17 protein-coding genes are annotated in these 18,221 nt (G+C 36.2%); 4 read left to right on the top strand and 13 right to left on the bottom strand.

Annotated elements, in window-relative coordinates:
• Positions 1 to 77: 77 nt before the first annotated feature.
• The 4 genes from V1503_RS21265 to V1503_RS21250 all read right to left on the bottom strand — a co-directional run bounded on the left by V1503_RS21265 (position 78) and on the right by V1503_RS21250 (position 4,763).
• A complete protein-coding gene (locus V1503_RS21265; RefSeq protein WP_320258645.1) occupies positions 78 to 860 on the bottom strand; it encodes a GH25 family lysozyme in 783 nt (260 codons plus the stop codon).
• A 490-nt stretch (positions 861 to 1,350) separates the two neighbouring features.
• Positions 1,351 to 2,349, bottom strand: coding sequence for a proline racemase family protein (locus V1503_RS21260; RefSeq protein ID WP_320258646.1), 999 nt, complete (start codon positions 2,347 to 2,349; stop codon positions 1,351 to 1,353).
• 204 nt (positions 2,350 to 2,553) lie between these two features.
• Positions 2,554 to 3,579: a proline racemase family protein gene (locus tag V1503_RS21255; protein ID WP_214481291.1), complete on the bottom strand. Its 1,026-nt coding sequence runs from the start codon at positions 3,577 to 3,579 to the stop codon at positions 2,554 to 2,556.
• Positions 3,579 to 4,763, bottom strand: coding sequence for an NAD(P)/FAD-dependent oxidoreductase (locus tag V1503_RS21250; RefSeq protein ID WP_320258647.1), 1,185 nt, complete (start codon positions 4,761 to 4,763; stop codon positions 3,579 to 3,581). Before V1503_RS21250 ends, V1503_RS21255 begins: the two co-directional genes overlap by 1 nt.
• A 229-nt stretch (positions 4,764 to 4,992) precedes the next feature.
• On the opposite strand from V1503_RS21250, the gene V1503_RS21245 reads away from it, so the two are divergent.
• From V1503_RS21245 to V1503_RS21230, 4 genes are all read left to right on the top strand, one after another.
• A complete protein-coding gene (locus tag V1503_RS21245) occupies positions 4,993 to 6,723 on the top strand; it encodes a sigma-54 interaction domain-containing protein (protein ID WP_410629078.1) in 1,731 nt (576 codons plus the stop codon).
• Positions 6,724 to 6,804: 81 nt separating this feature from the next.
• The gene (locus V1503_RS21240; protein WP_410629491.1) at positions 6,805 to 7,077 is read left to right on the top strand and encodes a (2Fe-2S)-binding protein; all 273 of its coding nucleotides are present in this window, start codon (positions 6,805 to 6,807) and stop codon (positions 7,075 to 7,077) included.
• Entirely contained in the window at positions 7,074 to 7,409 is a 336-nt protein-coding gene (locus tag V1503_RS21235) for a (2Fe-2S)-binding protein (protein WP_410629077.1), read from the top strand. The genes V1503_RS21240 and V1503_RS21235 overlap by 4 nt, the downstream gene beginning before the upstream one ends.
• Positions 7,406 to 8,644: an NAD(P)/FAD-dependent oxidoreductase gene (locus V1503_RS21230; RefSeq protein WP_410629076.1), complete on the top strand. Its 1,239-nt coding sequence runs from the start codon at positions 7,406 to 7,408 to the stop codon at positions 8,642 to 8,644. The genes V1503_RS21235 and V1503_RS21230 overlap by 4 nt, the downstream gene beginning before the upstream one ends.
• A 319-nt stretch (positions 8,645 to 8,963) precedes the next feature.
• Here V1503_RS21230 and V1503_RS21225 read toward each other — a convergent pair whose 3' ends face one another.
• The 9 genes from V1503_RS21225 to hutP all read right to left on the bottom strand — a co-directional run bounded on the left by V1503_RS21225 (position 8,964) and on the right by hutP (position 18,185).
• Entirely contained in the window at positions 8,964 to 9,926 is a 963-nt protein-coding gene (locus tag V1503_RS21225) for an NAD(P)-dependent alcohol dehydrogenase (protein WP_410629075.1), read from the bottom strand.
• Between the two features lie 286 nt (positions 9,927 to 10,212).
• Positions 10,213 to 11,649: an aldehyde dehydrogenase family protein gene (locus V1503_RS21220; protein WP_214481298.1), complete on the bottom strand. Its 1,437-nt coding sequence runs from the start codon at positions 11,647 to 11,649 to the stop codon at positions 10,213 to 10,215.
• 371 nt (positions 11,650 to 12,020) lie between these two features.
• The gene (locus tag V1503_RS21215) at positions 12,021 to 12,902 is read right to left on the bottom strand and encodes a dihydrodipicolinate synthase family protein (RefSeq protein ID WP_410629074.1); all 882 of its coding nucleotides are present in this window, start codon (positions 12,900 to 12,902) and stop codon (positions 12,021 to 12,023) included.
• A 514-nt stretch (positions 12,903 to 13,416) separates the two neighbouring features.
• A complete protein-coding gene (locus V1503_RS21210) occupies positions 13,417 to 13,587 on the bottom strand; it encodes an NUDIX hydrolase (RefSeq protein ID WP_410629073.1) in 171 nt (56 codons plus the stop codon).
• A gap of 74 nt (positions 13,588 to 13,661) precedes the next feature.
• Positions 13,662 to 13,754: an NUDIX hydrolase gene (locus V1503_RS21205; RefSeq protein WP_410629490.1), complete on the bottom strand. Its 93-nt coding sequence runs from the start codon at positions 13,752 to 13,754 to the stop codon at positions 13,662 to 13,664.
• A gap of 447 nt (positions 13,755 to 14,201) precedes the next feature.
• The gene (locus V1503_RS21200; protein ID WP_214481301.1) at positions 14,202 to 14,378 is read right to left on the bottom strand and encodes a hypothetical protein; all 177 of its coding nucleotides are present in this window, start codon (positions 14,376 to 14,378) and stop codon (positions 14,202 to 14,204) included.
• Between the two features lie 140 nt (positions 14,379 to 14,518).
• Positions 14,519 to 15,391, bottom strand: a complete 873-nt coding sequence (locus V1503_RS21195; RefSeq protein ID WP_410629072.1) for an NAD(P)-dependent oxidoreductase — start codon at positions 15,389 to 15,391, stop codon at positions 14,519 to 14,521.
• Positions 15,392 to 16,020: 629 nt separating this feature from the next.
• On the bottom strand, positions 16,021 to 17,517 hold the full coding sequence (hutH, locus tag V1503_RS21190) for a histidine ammonia-lyase (RefSeq protein WP_410629489.1): 1,497 nt from the start codon (positions 17,515 to 17,517) through the stop codon (positions 16,021 to 16,023).
• A gap of 224 nt (positions 17,518 to 17,741) precedes the next feature.
• The gene (hutP, locus tag V1503_RS21185) at positions 17,742 to 18,185 is read right to left on the bottom strand and encodes a histidine utilization transcription antiterminator HutP (protein ID WP_320258655.1); all 444 of its coding nucleotides are present in this window, start codon (positions 18,183 to 18,185) and stop codon (positions 17,742 to 17,744) included.
• Positions 18,186 to 18,221: the final 36 nt, after the last annotated feature.

Below are 18,221 nucleotides of genomic sequence, written 5' to 3'. Positions count from 1 at the left end.
TCTATCAACTTAAATCTCAAAAATCAATAGGCATATGTTTAGTAGATTCTTGCTAGTTGTTTTACAAATAACGATTGTTATTCTAATAGCTTTAATCGATCTAGAACTGTGGCTAGCTGTGCTCTCGTTACATGTTCGTTCACTCTGAAGTTTCCTTCGCTGTTAGCTGTAAGGACTCCTTTATTCATCGCTTTGCGGATCGAGTTCTCTGCCCAATGTCCTTCATAGTCTTTTTTTTCAACAGGCTCTTCATCCTCACCGATAAACCATGCTAACGACTTGCTCCCATTCAAAGTGTTTAAGTCAAGATTACCGTTGTACCATGATACTTTTCCCTTGCTAGTGTATTGCCAAATTTCACAAGGATAGTCTGGTTTCTTTTGCTGGGTACCGTCGTTGCTACCGTATCGAGGAAGCCATAGGAAATCTGCGTTCACTTTATCCATACCGAAAGGTTTGTAAAGGTGATGACCCGTGTACAATCCTACTTTCCAACCACTTGCTTTACACACGTCAATAAATGCTTGAGTAGCAGGTTTCATCTGTGCAACGGTGGGCGTTGTTTTTTCCTCAACATCGACCACTAAAAACTTGGCAGCTGGATCAATTCTATTAAGGAAATCACGTGCTTCTACAATTGCGTCATTTTCACTGACAAACCTAGCGTATGCATAATGAGCAAATGGAATACCATATTTTTTACAGTTATGCACATGTTTGACGTATTCACGATCAATAACAGTAGAACCATATTGCACTCTAATAATCATTAACGCTACTTCTTCAGCAGCCTTTGCCCAATTAATATTACTAGTGATTTGGTGGTGTGATACATCCACGATAAGTGTTTTGTTCATCATTTATCGACTCCTTATTTCACTATATGCAGCTAAATCATGTGTGCTTGTACATAATCCCCATATAATTGAAATAATTCGCATAGTTAAAAAAGTCGAATCCAAAATGAATCAGGATCCGACTTTCATCTATACAAGTACGCATACAAAGCTAGCAAAACGCTTTAGTAGAATTATGCTTATTAATCCACTTTTTGTAAACACTGTTGAATTGCAGCTCTTGAATTAATGTTACACGATTGCCCTAATGTTACAGGTAAAAAGATGGCACCAACTCTATTTGATACTATTTCTGACATACGTAAATGAACGATTCGTGTGAAAACAACCTTTTTAAAATCAGAGATAAAACATGTAGTGATTGTTAAGAATGATCGTTACTAAACTGAAAACAGATTTGTTGGATGATTGCTATAGTTAAGAAACGGTACATAAGTTACTTGTGTACTCCATATGACAAAGTCTATTCTTTAATCAGCGGTATATTCAATCTTTACTTTAATAAAAATCCATTCTTTAAAGGGTCATCTTCATCTACTAGAAATTGGTGTAGCCCTGTTATAAATGCAGAACCGGTTATTTGTATTGTAATTGCATCATTACCATCATATTTTGTAATAGAACTCATTTCTCCTACCAACTGACCACCTATTATACTTTCAAAAATAATTTTGTCTTGATATTGTATCTTGCCATAATGGTGCAATGCTGCCATTAAAGCACTAATACCGCTTACTGAAGGCGATCGATCAATATGACCTGTACTGTTCATTACTAATAACTGTACTTTTGAACTATTTAACTGACTTTCGTCATATAATATCACTCCACTTATTTCTTTTACAGCTCCATGACTATGGCTAAGTAAATCTATATCGATTTGATTGTTAATCTCTTTGACGATTTTGCGAAATGCTACTAAATTTGTAACATCAAGCTCTATCCCTATGTCTTCAACCCTTACAATTGCATAGTATCCACCACCGTATGCAATATCAACATTCAACATACGATGTGGAACATTTAATTGTATGTTCATCATATCAAAATATGATGGACTGTACTGAAAGTTTACTGATTCTACTGTTGTTCGATCCCATTGTGCATGGGCTATGACCTTGCCAGCTACACTGTCGATAATTATATCTTTTGATATGCTATTCATGTCTATTAAACCTGTCTCGATAGCAGCGGTTACAACTTCAATAATCCCTTGACCATACATAGATGAATACCCTTCATTGCTGAAAAATATCATTCCAAAATGAGCATCTTCATGAACAGGTTCAGTAATCATACACCCCTTCATACCTGCATGTCCTCGTGGTTCTTTCATAAGAATATGACTTATAATTTCATAGTGATTTGCCAAGTAATCTTTTTTTTCTTCCATCGTTTTCCCCCTTATTGGAGGAACTCCACCAGTGATGATTCTTAGTGGTTCACCTGCCGCGTGCACATCAACAGTTGTAATCAATTTGTTAAATTCCATTACTCCACCTCTTGTTGATCATATTAAATGGCTTATTCGTATTGATTGTTGCGTTTTGTTCTAACATATAAGCATGTTATATTTAGCGTTAATGGCATTTTGTTACTTTTAATGATTGGTGTTTCTATTAAGCTTCGTCTTACAGTCTATTATTATAAAAAAATCGCAACAAATTATGCTAAAGTAGCATGCTAGATACCTATATTACTCATGTCCCTCCATTGGTGGAATGAGTAGAAATCCGTCCTTCAGCTTATCTTTTGGATTGTAAAAGAAATGGTGCATGCCCATTACCCAAGCAGAGCCAGATATTTCGGTGATTACTGCTTCAACATTTTCTACTGAAGTCGTTTGTATTACTCTTCCTTTAAACGTCGTTCCAACGATACTCTCATGAATAAATAGCTCATTTAATGCTATCTCATTTTTTGCATATAATGTCGCAAGTTTTGCAGACGTCCCTGTACCACATGGAGAACGGTCAATACCACCAGGTGGGACGACTACTGTATTTTTCACGTGTGCATTTTGGTTACTTGGGTACGTAAAAAATTCTACATGAGTTAAGCCATTAATAAATGGATGTTCAGGATGAGCAATTTCAGTGCTTTCATTTATTTTATCACGAAGTTTTACAGCTATTTCTACTATATTTGATGCATTTGCAGGGTTGAGTTCTAGCCCCAATTTTCTCGCGTCTGTTATTGCATAAAAATTCCCTCCGTATGCAATGTCACAATGAACATCTCCATAGCCATCGAGGTTTACGTTAATGCTTTTCAATAAAAAAGAAGGGATATTACAAAAGGCTACCTCTATTGCTTTACCATTAGAGATTGTTATATTAACCTTGACCAGCCCTGCAGGTGTATCTAATGTAAGTGTTGTAATCGGCTCCTGGATATTAATCATCCCTGCTTCAACTAGTGCTGTGCAAACTCCAATTGTATCGTGACCACACATTGGTAAATAGCCGCCTGTTTCAATGTAAATCACGCCAATATCTGCTTCAGGGTGACAAGGCTCTGTGATTAAGGCACCTGACATCACATCATGTCCTCTCGGTTCGTACATTAAAAACTGCCGGATATAATCATAATTACTTTTCATATATAGCATTTTGTCAGACATCGTTTTGCCCTCTAACTTTGGGAGACCATTAATTACAGTTCTTGTTGGATTCCCTCCTGTATGTGTGTCAATTGTTGAAAACACCTGCCTTGCTTTCATTATTGTGTCACCCTCTCTTTAAAACGATCGTATCTTAGTGGTTTTAATGGAACCGCCGATTCTGACTTTTCTTGTATAAGATCATCAATTAATTTTCCAGTGATCGCTGCCAAGCTAATACCATCTCCTTCATGCCCGGCTGCTATAAAGAAGTTTGGTATCTCTTCAACTTGTGAAATGATCGGTAAATGATCCTCTGTATACGGACGTAATCCTGCATATGTTCGAATGAGTGAAAAGTCAGCTAGCTTAGGATAAAAACGAATCGCCCTCTTAGCCATACACTTTATCACTTCCATATCTACAGTCGTATTAAATCCGACGAATTGTCTGCTGCTCCCTATAAGAAAATTTTGACTAGCTGTTGGCTCAAAAACGAGGGCAACTCCATACTTCTCTGTTGTCTCATCAACCATTCTTTTCCCACCAAATTTAGAGATTAAATAGCCAAATTCCATTACTTTACGAAGACCAATTGGCTGTTGCCTTGCTGCAACGATAATATGTCCTTTTCTTGGTTTAATTGGAATAGTGATGCCCAACATTTCACCTATTCTAGGAGCCCATACCCCTGCAGCGTTCACGACATATGTTGATGTAAAAGTCCCGTTTGATGTTTCTACTATAAATTGATTATTCTTTGTTTTCTTCACTTGTTTTACTTCAGTATGAGTAACAACCTGAGCTCCATACTTCCTCGCCCCTTCAAATAATGAAAATGTCATTAAATATGGGTTGACTGTTGAATCTGTTTGACATTCCACTCCTCCGAGTAGGTCATCAGCAAAATACGGAGATTCTTGCTTTATATCAAATCGATCAAGCATACGAAACGGAAGTCCAGCTGCCTTCTGCTTTCTAACCCATTCTTCTGCTGCCACCATCTCCTGTTCATTTTCACAAACTAAAATACTTCCTGGTGCTCTATATTCAAAAGTGTGCTCTAATTCTTTACTTAATTGATCAACGAGTCTTTGACTCTCAAGGGACATTTGACTATCAAAGCCGGGGTCTTTATCAATTGCTAAGATGTTCCCATCACACCTTGATGAAGTTCCACTAGCTAGTTCCCCTTTTTCAATGACAGTTACATTGTATCCTGATTTGGAAACGTAATATGCAACTGCACTTCCTATTACACCTCCACCAATAACTAAGACTTCACAATGTTTTGTCGTACACATGATAGACTCCTTCCTAACTACTATAGCTTTAGTTACATATTGCAAGAAGTATACCAATGTAGTAAAAATATAAAATCATATAAAAAATGAGTAAGCAAATAATGATATCTAATATAAAGTCGTTATTTTATAATTTAAATATTGTAAATGTTCTAACAATGAAATAAAATGAGTGTATAATATTTTTTAATGTGTAAAAAAAGACATACATAAATTAGGGAGGGTACTAATGTCAATAACATATACGAATGCCATTGATTTTATTAATACTGAGTTTTTATTATATTCAAAAGAAGAATTTAATGAACAGCATGCTTCTAACGATTTAACTAACATAGACAATTATCCAATGCTCTTTGTCAAAGATCAGGATCATTACTTTTTTGCACCTTTAGACAAATCCACTACACAACTTGAAGAAGTCAGTTTAATTCCTTCAAATAGTTCTGTTGCTCATTTAATTACTGAATTAACAAGCAGCAGTATCGTACTTGTACAAAATACGAAAGAAGTCATAGGTTATGTTAGTATTAAGCAGTTTATAGATAAGATGTATTATTCCTACCAATCATTAAACGCCTACTTCGAGGCTGTCATCAATACAATCGATGCCTCAGTAACAGTTATCGATCATCAAGGCATCGTGCATGTTTGGACTGAAGGAGCTGAAAAAATTTTTTCCTTAAGCAAAGATCAAATTTTAGGAAATCCTATCACCGATTTTTTTGACATTGATAAACTAGAAATTATGAAAACATTAAAGGAAGGCCGCTCTTTATACCGCCATCAACATAAACCTCGCTCAGACCTATTCGTCTTAATTAACTCAAATCCCATTCACCTAGAAAATGATATCGTTGGAGCAGTAGTAACCGAAATGGACATAACGAGTCAGGTTCGCCTAAATCAAGAATTATTTAATATGTCTACAAAAGTCCAACACCTTGAACAAGAAGTAGCAAAGTTAAATCGATTAAAAGATCCATTTGATACGATAAAGGGTAATAGCTCAGCTATAAAGAAAACCATTCAATTGTCAAAAAGAATATGCACCACAAATACAACTGTTTTAATTCTTGGTGAAAGTGGAGTCGGGAAAGAGTTATTCGCCAAGGCCATTCATGATACACGTGAATCTCATGATGCACCTTTTATTCCCATAAACTGTGGAGCCATTCCTTCATCATTGTTTGAAAGTGAATTATTTGGATATGCGAAAGGAGCATTTTCAGGAGCGGACCAAAAAGGTAAGAAAGGTAAAATTGAGCTTGCGATTGGTGGTACACTTTTTCTCGATGAAATCGGTGAAATGCCGCTAGACATGCAAGTTAAACTACTCAGGGTTCTTCAAGAAAGAAAATTCTACCCAATTGGAGGAACAAAACAGATTAATGCTGATATAAACATTATCGCTGCAACGAATCGTGACCTTGAGTCATTAGTAAAGCAAGGAGATTTTCGTCAAGATTTATTTTACAGACTAAATGTTGTAAGTATAAATGTTCCACCATTACGAAAAAGACAAGAGGATATTGTAGAGCTTACGCATTACTTTTTATATGAATTTTCCATTAGATACAACCGGCCAATTCATGGTATATCGCAGACTGTAATGGAACAATTACTACAATATGATTGGCCTGGAAATATTCGAGAGCTACGCAATGTGGTGGAAAGATTGGTTGTTTTTAGCACTGAAGGAAATATAAATTATGAAGATTTACCTTTTACAATTGACCCTATCAAAACAAGCGAATCGACATCATATGCTCTTTCATCAGCTGAAATCCTTTCACATGAGATCGGGACATTAAGTGACGAATTACATGCACATGAGAAAAAGGTTATCTTACATGCTTTAAAACTGCATAACGGAAATAAGCTTGCATGCGCCAAGCGATTAGGAATTACACGAGCAACACTATACAATAGAATGAAAAAACTAAATATACATTTATAAACCATCCTTCGGCATAAAACTTGCATTTGTTAGTAATAAGTTAATTCTAAACGTTTTTGAACCACAAAAAAGGAGTGACCTATTATGACCAAAGCACAAACGATCATCTGTCGATGCGAAGAAGTAACCTACGAGGAAGTGTTCAATGCTATTCAACAATATATGTGTTCCTCTCGAGAAATTAAACTAAGAACACGTGCTGGAATGGGCTGTTGTGGAGGTCGTACGTGTAGAGTACTGCTTGAATCGCTCATACAAGATTTTTCTGAATTTGAAACAGAGAGGCTACAGCCCTTAAAATATCAGCCACCTATTCGACCAGTATCTTTTGGGCTGTTAGGTGAAAATAAATGACCGAAAAAAACCGTATCGTGAATCACCCAATCCTTGGCATATTACAAGACAAAAAACGAATTACTTTTATGTTTGATGGACAGCTTGTCGAAGCTTATGAAGGAGATACGATTGCTGCCGCTCTATTAGCAAATAATATACGTACACTACGGTATCATGAAGAGACTGCAACACCGAGGGGCATATACTGTAACATCGGACATTGTTACGAATGCCGTTTATCGGTCAATGGCACGAATGGAGTTAGATCCTGCATAACTGTCGTTGAAGAAGGAATGAAAGTAGAAACAAGTAAAACTCCACCTCCTTTAAAGGAGGTGGAGTCTAAATGATTGATGTCGTTATTATTGGAGCAGGACCAGCTGGATTAAAGGCAGCCATAACATGTGCTACATATGACTTACACGTAAAGGTAATTGATGAGTTTGTGAAACCAGGTGGACGACTTCTCGGTCAACTTCATGAAGAACCAAATGGAACTTGGTGGAATGGTATAGAACAGGCGAACAATTTATTGGAGCAAGCCACAGCTAACGGCGTTACAATCGATTGTGGAGTATCTGTCCACCACCTTGAAAAAACTACAGATGGCTGGGTTATTCATACGAATAAAGAACAAATTATTTCACCAACCGTCTTATTAGCAACAGGTGCCGCTGAATATTCAACACCAATTCAAGGGTGGACACTTCCCGGAGTCATGTCAATTGGTGCCGCACAGGTGATGACAAATGTTCACAGGGTAAAAGTTGGTCAAAGAGGAATTGTCATTGGATTAAATGTTTTATCATTTGCAATAGCTCGTGAATTACAGCTTGCTGGTATTGAATTGGCTAGTATTGTTCCTCCAAAGTTCAGTCAAATCACGAAAGAAACTGGGCATCCACATAAAATTATGGATGCGTTACTTAAGTATTCTCACCTTGCTCCATCAGTATTTCTTAGATTCGGGAGTAAATTAATTAAAAATCAAACTTTGCAAAGAATAGCAGTCGACTTTTACCCTAAAAGTGGCATATCAGTTTGGGGCATACCTCTGCATCTACGTACTGCCGCTGTAGAAATATTTGGGGAGACTAAAGTTGAAGGTGTTAAGCTTGTTAATATTACTTCTAGTGGTGAACCTATAAAGGGGACAGAAAGGGAATTACTTGTCGATTTTGTTTGCATCTCTGGTGGACTATACCCATTAGCAGAATTAGCAGCTGTTGCTGGCTGTCCCTTCTACTATATTTCCGAATTGGGCGGCCATATTCCTTTACACAACGAAAGAATGGAAACACCATTGGAAGGACTCTACGTAGCAGGAAACATCACAGGTATTGAAAGCTCTAAGGTTGCAATTGCTCAAGGGAATACCGCTGGACTGTCAATTGTATCAAACTTAATGAAAAATAATGAGGCAATCGAAGAAAAGGTCAATGAATCAATTGTAAACATAGAACAAGTTAGACACAATTCAATCATCCAATTTCACCCTGGTATAAAGGAAGGAAGAAAACAGTTAAATAAATTATGGAATGACTACAAATGTCAATACCCTCAAAAATATAAACAAATGTACTAATGATCATCAAACTTGAACATTAGTGAAATCATATGGAGACTCTCCATAATAAAGAATCCCACCTTTAGCTGTGGGATTCTTATTTTCTCTCTAGTCTTCCTTTAAAACTGTGTTCACATTGATTGTTGTTTCTCATAGTAAAAAAATAAACACGTAATCAAATAGCGTTCAAAGCATTTTTTATCTATATAATGATGACTAACATATAAAGCGACTTTTTATGGTACTAATTTGGTCAAAGTATACGAAAAGAGCTTAATGATAAGAACCTTTCCACCCACCCTATTATACCAATCATAATTCACAATAAACATTCCAATTAAGTGATGACCACATTACCCTTCTTACGTCCTTTATCAACATATTCATGAGCTTCAGTAATTTGTTCCAATGGATAGCATCTATCAATAACTGATACTAGCTTTTCCTCCTCAATAAGCTTTTTAAGAAAGACTAAATCTTCAGTATTGCCTGGAGCTATCCCGCTTACAACTTTTTTGTCACCTACTATTGAAGTACGTATCATTTGAAAAATTTGTGGATAATGAATAACAGCTAATACATAAAATCCATTTTGTTTTAAAGACCTATTACAGTGTGAAAACTTGGTTTTGCCAACAGTGTCAAATATAATGTCATACTTATCACTTTGATGTGTGAAATCCTCAGTAGTGTAATCAATGACTTTATCTGCTCCTAAAGATCTCACCATTTCTACATTACCTGTACTACAAACTCCTGTTACTTCTGCCCCAAAGACTTTACCAAGCTGTACTGCAAATGTACCTACACTCCCTGAAGCTCCATAAATAAGGACTTTTTGTCCACTCTTTATATTGCCTTTACGTAGGAAATACAATGCAGATACTGCCCCAAAGGGAACTGCTGCCGCCTCTTCGTAGCTCATATTACTTGGCATAATTCCAATAGCTCCGTCTTCGGCTATGCTTATATATTCAACATAAGTGCCTTTCCCGCTAAATCCATACACTTGGTCACCGATATTAAACCGTGTTACTTTACTACCTATTGAGACAATTTCCCCAGCAAGATCCATACCTAGTATATTTTTTTTTGGCTTTGTAAAACCTATCGCTATTTTAGAAATTGGCCACATGGGTAATGACTTTCTACTTCCTTGTCGCATCCTTGCATCTCCCGATGATACAGTTCTTGCATGAACTTTGATCAGCACTTCATTATCCTCGATAGCTGGCTTATCAAGTTCTTTCAGACGAAGAACATCCGGTGACCCGTACCTTGTATATATCATTGCTTTCATAAATCTCCTCCTTAATCAATAATGTCCGTTAAGTATTAATTGAAGCTAATATATTATCTATATTACTAAAATATTCATAGTTCAGTAATATCTAAAACGGATAGCTCGTTCATAAAACGACATAAAGAATCGATTATTTTTTCATATTATTAAATAAATATAAAAAAGCAGAGTAAGATACCCTGCCCTTGTTATTTGTCTTTTCCCTTGCACTATAAATTTAGTAAATCAATTTAAGCCGAACCCTTTGCAAAGATAGAAGGAACTGCAAAATATTCACCAAAGTTTAAAAAGAGTATTTAATTGCACAAGTTTTAATTGATGTATAGAAATCTAATGCAGCCTGCCCTTGTTCACGTGAATGAGAGCTTGATTGCTTCATACCACCAAATGGCGCTTGATATTCAACACCAGCTGTTTCTTGATTAACTCGAACCATGCCGGCATCACTTTCATCAAGAAATCGATGAGCTTTCGATAGATTATTCGTAAATACTGAAGCACTTAACCCGTATACTGTCTCATTACATAAATGCATCGCATCTTCAAAGTCTTGTGCTTTTAACACAACCGCAAGCGGACCAAAGACCTCTTCTTGAACAAGTGTATGTTTAGAGTCAACTCCTGTCGCTAGCATAGGGCTAATATAGAACCCTTCTGATTCTATTGAACTCATACCCTCTCCAATAATCTCTGCCTCGGTACGGGCTTGATTAATATATGCTGAAACACTATCAAACTGTTCTTTTGATGCTACTGGTCCTAAGTATGAACTGGCATTTAAGGCATTTCCAGTGACAAGTTCAGAAACAGCTCGCTCCATTTGCCCAACAAAGTTTTCGTAAACATTACTTTCTACAATTATTCTACTCGTTGCAGTACACTTTTGCCCTGCAGAACGATAAGCACCACTTAGTATGATAGGAACTGTTTTTTCTATATTGGCATCATTTAGAACAACTGCTGCGTTCTTGCCACCCATTTCTGTTTGATATTTAATATTTCGCTTTGCACATATACTAGCAACTTGTATCCCTGTATTCGATGATCCTGTGAAACTAACCGCATCTATGTCTACTTGTTCAAGTAGTGTCTTCCCAACGATACTCCCCTTACCGATTACTAAGTTTAATACTCCTTCAGGTAATTGGACTGTACTAAAAATCTCCATCATTTTTGTTGCTGTTAATGAAGCGATTTCTGCAGGTTTCCAAATTACTGTATTCCCACAAATGAGTGCTGGTGCTATTTTCCAAATAGGAATAGCTACAGGGAAATTCCATGGTGTAATTATTCCAACTACTCCTAAAGGAACACGCTTCGTATATTGAAGTACATCACTATCGGACGCAGGTATAACATTACCGTTTGAACGCACTCCTTCAGCTGCATAGTATTTTAATAGATTTACTGCACGCAACACTTCACCCTTCATCTCAGCAATTGGCTTCCCCATCTCTCGGCTAGATAAAGTTGCAAGCTCTTCAATGTTCTTTTGCAAGGCATCTGCCATTTGGGATAAATACGAGCCTCGCACAGCACTAGGTAGAGATGACCAAACCTTGAAGCCTTGCTTTGCCGCCGTCTCTGCTTGTAATACATGATTTTCATTAGAGCAATGCACAACTCCAACTTCTTCCGTTAAATTAGACGGATTATACACAACTTTTCTATTTTCTACTACCGAAACGACTTCCCCACCTATCCAGTTTTTTGTTTCCACAAATATCCCTCCTACTATTGTCATTTTGGTTATTTATTAAGGCTGTTTTCTCATTAATTGTTGTTTTTCGTATTAAGAAGTATACACCTACACAACTAGCGTTCGTGGCATCTTTTTCTCCTGTACAACGATGACTAACACTTTAAAACTACTTTTTATAATTCTAATTTGATAACGATAGCAACCCGGACCTTTATTAAAAAAGTCATTGATTAATAATTGTCTTAGTATACCTTTTAATAACAAATGGATTTTTTGTAATCATATTAACAAAAACTCATGCCATCTCTTCTTCGCTAAAGACTATAAAAAATCTATATGTCAGTTACTCAAATGTAGTATTAAATGTTTACAAAAAGATCTTATAATCGTTATTGCTTCACAGTAGAAGCTGCTCGTTGAAAGGCTTTTTTAACACCTTCATATTCTTCGTTACTTAAAGGTAAGCGTGGAGGTCTTGTTGTACCCACTGGCTGTCCAGCTAATTCCATCATGTATTTTATATATTGAACGAGCTGAGGGCTCGCATCATAATGAAATAAAGGGAGTAAACTTCTATATAACTCTATTGCCTCAGTCGCCCGACCTTCTCTACCTAGACGAAACAACTCTACACTTTGTTTAGGTAAAGCATTTGGAACCCCTGCAATCCAACCAGTTGCGCCAGCTAAAGGACCTTCCAACGCTAAGTCATCTACCCCGATTAATACTTCCAAGTCTGTTTTATCCAAAATGTCATGTACTCTTCGAATATCTCCACTGAACTCTTTTACAGCTTTAACGTTTTTCAGCTTTGAAAGAGTTTTTAATAATTCAGGAGTTAAATCAGTAGGGTAGTCGTGAGGGTTATTGTATGCAATAATCGGAATACCTACTTCATTTAACGCTTCATAATGAGCGATGACTTCGTTTTGTAGAGGTTTATAATTGATAGGTGGTAAAGCCATAATGCCTGCTCCACCTTTGTCTTTTGCGAACTGAGCCCATTTTACTGCTTGCTCAGTAGAAGGTGCTCCAGTACCAACTACTACAGGAACACGAAAATTTGCAGCAGCAATGACCGTTTCAATCACTTTTGCACGTTCTTCAACTGTTAACGTAGCATATTCTCCTAATGAACCAGAAGGAACTAAACCGTCTACCCCTTGAGAAATTAACCAATTACATAACTCATATAAGCGCTTATAATCAACTTCATAAGTTTCAGTAAATGGAGTAACAACTGCAACGTACACACCTTCAAAATTTGCCATATAACATTCCCCTTTCTAAGAAAACATAGCGGTATTTTTTAAAATTATACTCAGAGAAAGTTTTGCAAATTTCATGCCAATTATTAAACATTTATATAATGTCTTTGTATTAGCAGAGGATTTTTTAACCGTGTATAAAAAAGTATACATCGTTAATTTTTTTATACACTTCTACTTCATAAAAGTTAACACTCTAACGATAAGCCACTTTGTCATGCCATTATTACCAAATAAAAACTAGACTACCTTTTACTTTGACATCATTTCTTAGTAGCAAATTGCATATGATCTAGTTGATTTCTTAGTGTTAAAACTAGCAAAATTCAAAGACTCTATGAGTGAACTTTTTTATTAATATTTAACAATCAGAATACCTATCCACTCATTCTTCATGCATTTAAGAATATCTGTCTCTCATTCTCCTATGCTACTTAAAAAAATTTGCATATTATCAAATAAACTAACATTCAGGCAACACTACAATAAAAGTCAAATTCAACAGATCAAAACTTAACTAGTTAATATCACCCAAATATACTGGTGCATTTTCTTTTCGAATATATTTACCAATATATTTTGTCAACTCTTTCGGATATATCCTGTATTGTTCTATATCATTTATATCCACCCATTCTATCCCTACTTGGTAACTATCAGGATTTGTAGGGACTTTATTTGAACTCATTTTATTTACTAGACTACAATAAAATAATATTCGATTTGATGAACATTAAAATCATAAGCAGCATGCTCATGGTTTTAGCCAATATATTCTCGAATATGAAGTAGTTCTTCAATTTGTACTTCTTGACCCACTTCTTCAATGCATTCTCTAATTAAAGCGTTGCTAATCGTTTCACCCTGCTCTTGACCACCATCAGGAAATAGATAATATAACCCATCATTATCTTCATTTTTAGTTTATAAGATCTTCTCCCTGTTAAAAATAATTGTTTTTGCAGAATTTCTAATATACATTTTCTAACAACCCCTCCATCAAGTATTGTTGAATTCATATTCATAAAAAGACCATAGAGATTCGCTCTACGGCAAAGAATGTATATGTCGTTTTTTACAATTTATTCTCCAATAAAGGTTTGCTACCATTTGTTACGAAATTTATAGTTGTTTGAATGATGTTTATCATTGTAAGACTTCTTTTATTTAACTTATTGATCATAATATTATTATTTCATTTCTATGTATACCATTTTTGGAATTATAATCATAAAAAAGTAAAAAAGACCACAACTGTGGTCTTTGTTGATAAGCTACATATTTTTTCAATAGAGACAGCCATTATCCTTCATATAATCCGTTATTTTTTGAGGCATTCTCTCGTTTTGTTTTTTCTTTTTGTGCACGATTTGCATTAGCACTTCCAAATTCATGGCTAAATTCAGTATCAATCGTACTACTGTCAAACCCTTGTTTGTTTTTTTGTTCTGCATCATTTTTGTTCGTTCTTTTTGCCACTCCTAATACCTCCTTTATAATAGTTGATTTACCCACCTATTATTATCAAGTCATGGTATGGTTATTCGTTTAGGAATGAAATTATTTATACAGCTAAACTGTAGGCTTATGAAAATCAATTAACAACAAATTATAAAGCTTTAATATAACTTATACAATGCTTGTGTTCCACTTTCTCCTTCACCTTTTTTTGCTAACTCGTCATACATTGATTTAGCTAGGCTTAACCCTGGTGTTTGCATTCCCATTGCTTCCGCCTCATTTAGCGCAATTCCCATATCTTTAATAAAATGTTTCACATAAAACCCTGGTTCAAAATTATCATCTATGATTCTTGGTGCTAAATTACTTAATGACCAGCTTCCTGCAGCTCCAAACGCTATACTCTCTAACACTTTTGAAGGATTTAAGCCAGCTTTTTCTGCGTAAGCAACAGCTTCACAAACACCGATCATATTTGTAGCAATCGCAATTTGGTTACACATCTTAGTGTGCTGTCCTGCCCCTGCTTCCCCTTGTAAAATAATGTTCTTGCCCATTATTTCTAAAATAGGTTTACAAGTAGTAAACACTTGCTCATCACCACCTACCATAATCGTTAGCTGTGCCTTTTGTGCCCCAATATCACCACCAGACACTGGTGCATCTAAAGAGAATATATTTTTTTTCTTCCCTTCTTCATAAATTTTTTTAGCAAGAGTAGGAGTCGATGTCGTCATATCTATGACATATGTACCTGGTTTTACATGACTTAATATACCGTTATCTCCAAGATAAACTTCCTCTACATCATGTGGATATCCTACCATTGTAAAGATCACATTTGCTTTTTGTGCAAGCTCTTCAACGCTATCTCTCCACATAGCCCCTTTTTCCAATAGGTCTTGCGCTTTTGCCTTCGTACGCGTATAAAGCGCTACCTTGTAACCCGCATCAACTAAATGACCTGCCATACTGTTACCCATTACACCCGTTCCGATAAAACCAATCTCTGTATTTTCTTTACTTAACATGCATAACATCCCCTTCACTATTTCCTCATATTATTATGTTTATGTTCATTATCTTATCATTTAATGCAATCAGTTGACTGTCACTAAGTTAAAATTATAACGATCTTTTCGTAAACTTTGTTGCCATTGTTACCAAATTTGAACCGAAACATATCGTTTTATTTGTTAGTCATCGTTTTAGAAAAGTGAAGATGCCACAAACACTAGTTGTGTATATGTTTAAATCTAAGTACGAACAACAACAATTAAGGAGAAAAAAGCCAATCATAAATAGAACTTTCTTATAGTTTCTTTTCGAAAACGCCTATATCTTCCGAATGGAGTCTCTCCCATCTGATAAGGAAAAGCCTGTACAGGTGGAGCGCTAAAGCTCTTAAATCAAGGCTCTTATCGTAAACTGTGTTGCTATTGTTATGTAATTATAACCATAAATGGTTTAATATGGGTAGTCGTTGTTGTACAGAAGAAAAGATGTCACGAACTCTGGTTGTGTACGTGTTTGGTTCTTAGTACGAAAAGCAACCATTAATGCAAAAACAGTCTAAAGCAAAGTACGATCTAAATCCCCCTCTTGAACAAATCATCGTTTCAAAAAAACCCCACACTTTGTATGTGGGGTTCAATCATACTTAGACATTATGAGTCACTTGTTCTTCCTTCATCCACAAAGCTAACGCTTCTATATCTGTAGCAAACACTCTATCTTTCTTAATTGATGGAACAACGTTTCTCCCATTTTCGAATAGTTTGCGAGTTAGCGGAGACATTTGTTCTTCTCCACGGTATTCTACCGCCTGCATACCACATATTAACTCAATAGCCAATACTCGACGTACATTGTTAATAATTTGATAAGCGTGTCTTGAGCCGATCGTTCCCATACTTACATGGTCTTCTTGATTTGCAGATGATGGTATCGAATCAACACTTGCCGGGTGTGCGAGTGTTTTATTTTCCGATACTAGGGACGCAGCACTGTATTGCATGATCATAGCTCCTGACTGAAGTCCTGGCTCTGGACTGAGAAAAGGAGGTAAGTCATTTAATTGAGGGTTTACTAACCTTTCAATACGGCGTTCAGAAATATTCGCAAGTTCTGCCATGGCAATGCCAAGGAAATCCATTGCAAAAGCAATCGGTTGGCCATGAAAGTTCCCGCCAGAAATAACTTTGTTACCATCATCAAAAATTAGTGGATTATCTGTTGCTGCATTAATTTCTATTTCAAGCTTTTCTTTTACATAAGATAATGTTTGCCACGTAGCTCCATGCACTTGAGGTATACAACGTATTGAGTAAGCATCTTGTACTCGTATTTCTCCTTGATGGGTCGTAAGCTTACTTTGATCTAAAATCTTTCTTATCCTTTCAGCTACATGAATTTGCTCTTGATACCCTCTAGCTTCGTGAATGTCGTTATCAAATGCATCGATTATTCCTCGCAAGCCTTCAACTGTTAAGGATGCAATCCAGTCAGCTTGAATTGCTAATTTCTCTGCCTCAATGTATGCTACAACACCCATAGCTGCCATAGCTTGCGTTCCATTAATTAATGCCAAACCTTCTTTTGCTTGTAGTACAATCGGTGAAATGCCGACTTCGGCTAACACTTCTTTTGCAGGATGTATTTTGCCTTGATAATACACATTCCCTTCACCAAGTAGTGGTAATACTAAATGTGATAGTGGAGCCAGATCTCCACTTGCACCTAGTGATCCTTGCTGAGGAATGACAGGATGAATTTGGTTGTTAACTAACTTTAATAATGTTTCAATTACTATTGGTCGAACACCAGATACTCCTTTCAATAGGGCATTCGCTCTCAACACAAGCATTGCACGCGACACAACCTCTGGAAATGGCTCACCTACTCCACAAGCATGAGACAGGATTAAATTCAATTGTAGCTCCTCTACATCTTTAGCATCTATTAAAACATCACTAAATTTACCAAAACCAGTTGTAATTCCGTAGATTACTTTCTTTTCCGATACAATTCTTTCTACAGCTTCTCTGCTCTTTTTAACTTTTTCCATACTAGTTGAACAAGCTGTAACTTTTATATTGTCATTTAATATTTGTCTCATATCAGTAATTGACAGTGTCTGTCCAGTTAATGTAATCAGTCCGTCCACCATCTTTCTTTGTTTTTCTTCGACCTCGTTTACGAACACACTCATTCTAATCCACTCCAAATCTCTTTAGTTAATTAAAGCGCAAATCACAAAAGGGGCTATATCTAGTTAACAAAATGTTATACCTAGATACAGCCCCCTAATGTCTATAAAACTATGGGCATATATGATTTTTTTATTCAACAATAAAGCATGAACCTTTGGTTATCGTGTGATTATATGTGATTAATTCCTAAACCAATTGCTTCATGTTCATTCCCTTTTACTGGGGCACCAATGGTACCGTACAAAGCAACGGCAAGCCATTCTCCTTCAGCATCATTTTGATACGGTTTACCCCTAACGATTGAAAACCTAAGACCAACAGTACGTAGAACAGAGCCTAATTGAACCTGCCCCCTCGTAACTCCATGAAGCGCCTCAATAATTGCATGGTACAACGCATGTGATTCTCGGTATAATTCACCATCAATCATGCCATTTTTCCTTGCTGCAGTTTCAATTGCAGCTACGACTTTATTGGATTCCATTGAGCCTACTTTACCTACACATGTACTCCAAGTGGAGGGATACTGCTGTTGAGAAACGTCACTTTCGTCTACACTTAGAACAAGCTGAATGGCAATCTTTCCAATACGATTTTCCAATTTAATCGACATACATATTCTCTCTTTCATTAATACATAACTAAAGTA

Origin of the sequence: Nanhaiella sioensis, from assembly GCF_046557775.1 — a bacterium.
GTDB classification, from domain to species: Bacteria; Bacillota; Bacilli; order Bacillales; family SM2101; genus Nanhaiella; species Nanhaiella sioensis.
This window is presented reverse-complemented; position numbering and strand designations above follow the sequence as displayed.

Excerpts from the sequence above, each read along its gene's own strand:
- V1503_RS21265 (WP_320258645.1), bottom strand. The coding sequence starts at position 860 with ATGATGAACAAAACACTTATCGTGGATGTATCACACCACCAAATCACT.
- V1503_RS21260 (WP_320258646.1), bottom strand. The coding sequence starts at position 2,349 with ATGGAATTTAACAAATTGATTACAACTGTTGATGTGCACGCGGCAGGT.
- V1503_RS21255 (WP_214481291.1), bottom strand. The coding sequence starts at position 3,579 with ATGAAAGCAAGGCAGGTGTTTTCAACAATTGACACACATACAGGAGGG.
- V1503_RS21250 (WP_320258647.1), bottom strand. The coding sequence starts at position 4,763 with ATGTGTACGACAAAACATTGTGAAGTCTTAGTTATTGGTGGAGGTGTA.
- V1503_RS21245 (WP_410629078.1), top strand. The coding sequence starts at position 4,993 with ATGTCAATAACATATACGAATGCCATTGATTTTATTAATACTGAGTTT.
- V1503_RS21235 (WP_410629077.1), top strand. The coding sequence starts at position 7,074 with ATGACCGAAAAAAACCGTATCGTGAATCACCCAATCCTTGGCATATTA.
- V1503_RS21230 (WP_410629076.1), top strand. The coding sequence starts at position 7,406 with ATGATTGATGTCGTTATTATTGGAGCAGGACCAGCTGGATTAAAGGCA.
- V1503_RS21225 (WP_410629075.1), bottom strand. The coding sequence starts at position 9,926 with ATGAAAGCAATGATATATACAAGGTACGGGTCACCGGATGTTCTTCGT.
- V1503_RS21215 (WP_410629074.1), bottom strand. The coding sequence starts at position 12,902 with ATGGCAAATTTTGAAGGTGTGTACGTTGCAGTTGTTACTCCATTTACT.
- V1503_RS21210 (WP_410629073.1), bottom strand. The coding sequence starts at position 13,587 with ATGAGTTCAAATAAAGTCCCTACAAATCCTGATAGTTACCAAGTAGGG.
- V1503_RS21195 (WP_410629072.1), bottom strand. The coding sequence starts at position 15,391 with ATGTTAAGTAAAGAAAATACAGAGATTGGTTTTATCGGAACGGGTGTA.
- hutP (WP_320258655.1), bottom strand. The coding sequence starts at position 18,185 with ATGTCGATTAAATTGGAAAATCGTATTGGAAAGATTGCCATTCAGCTT.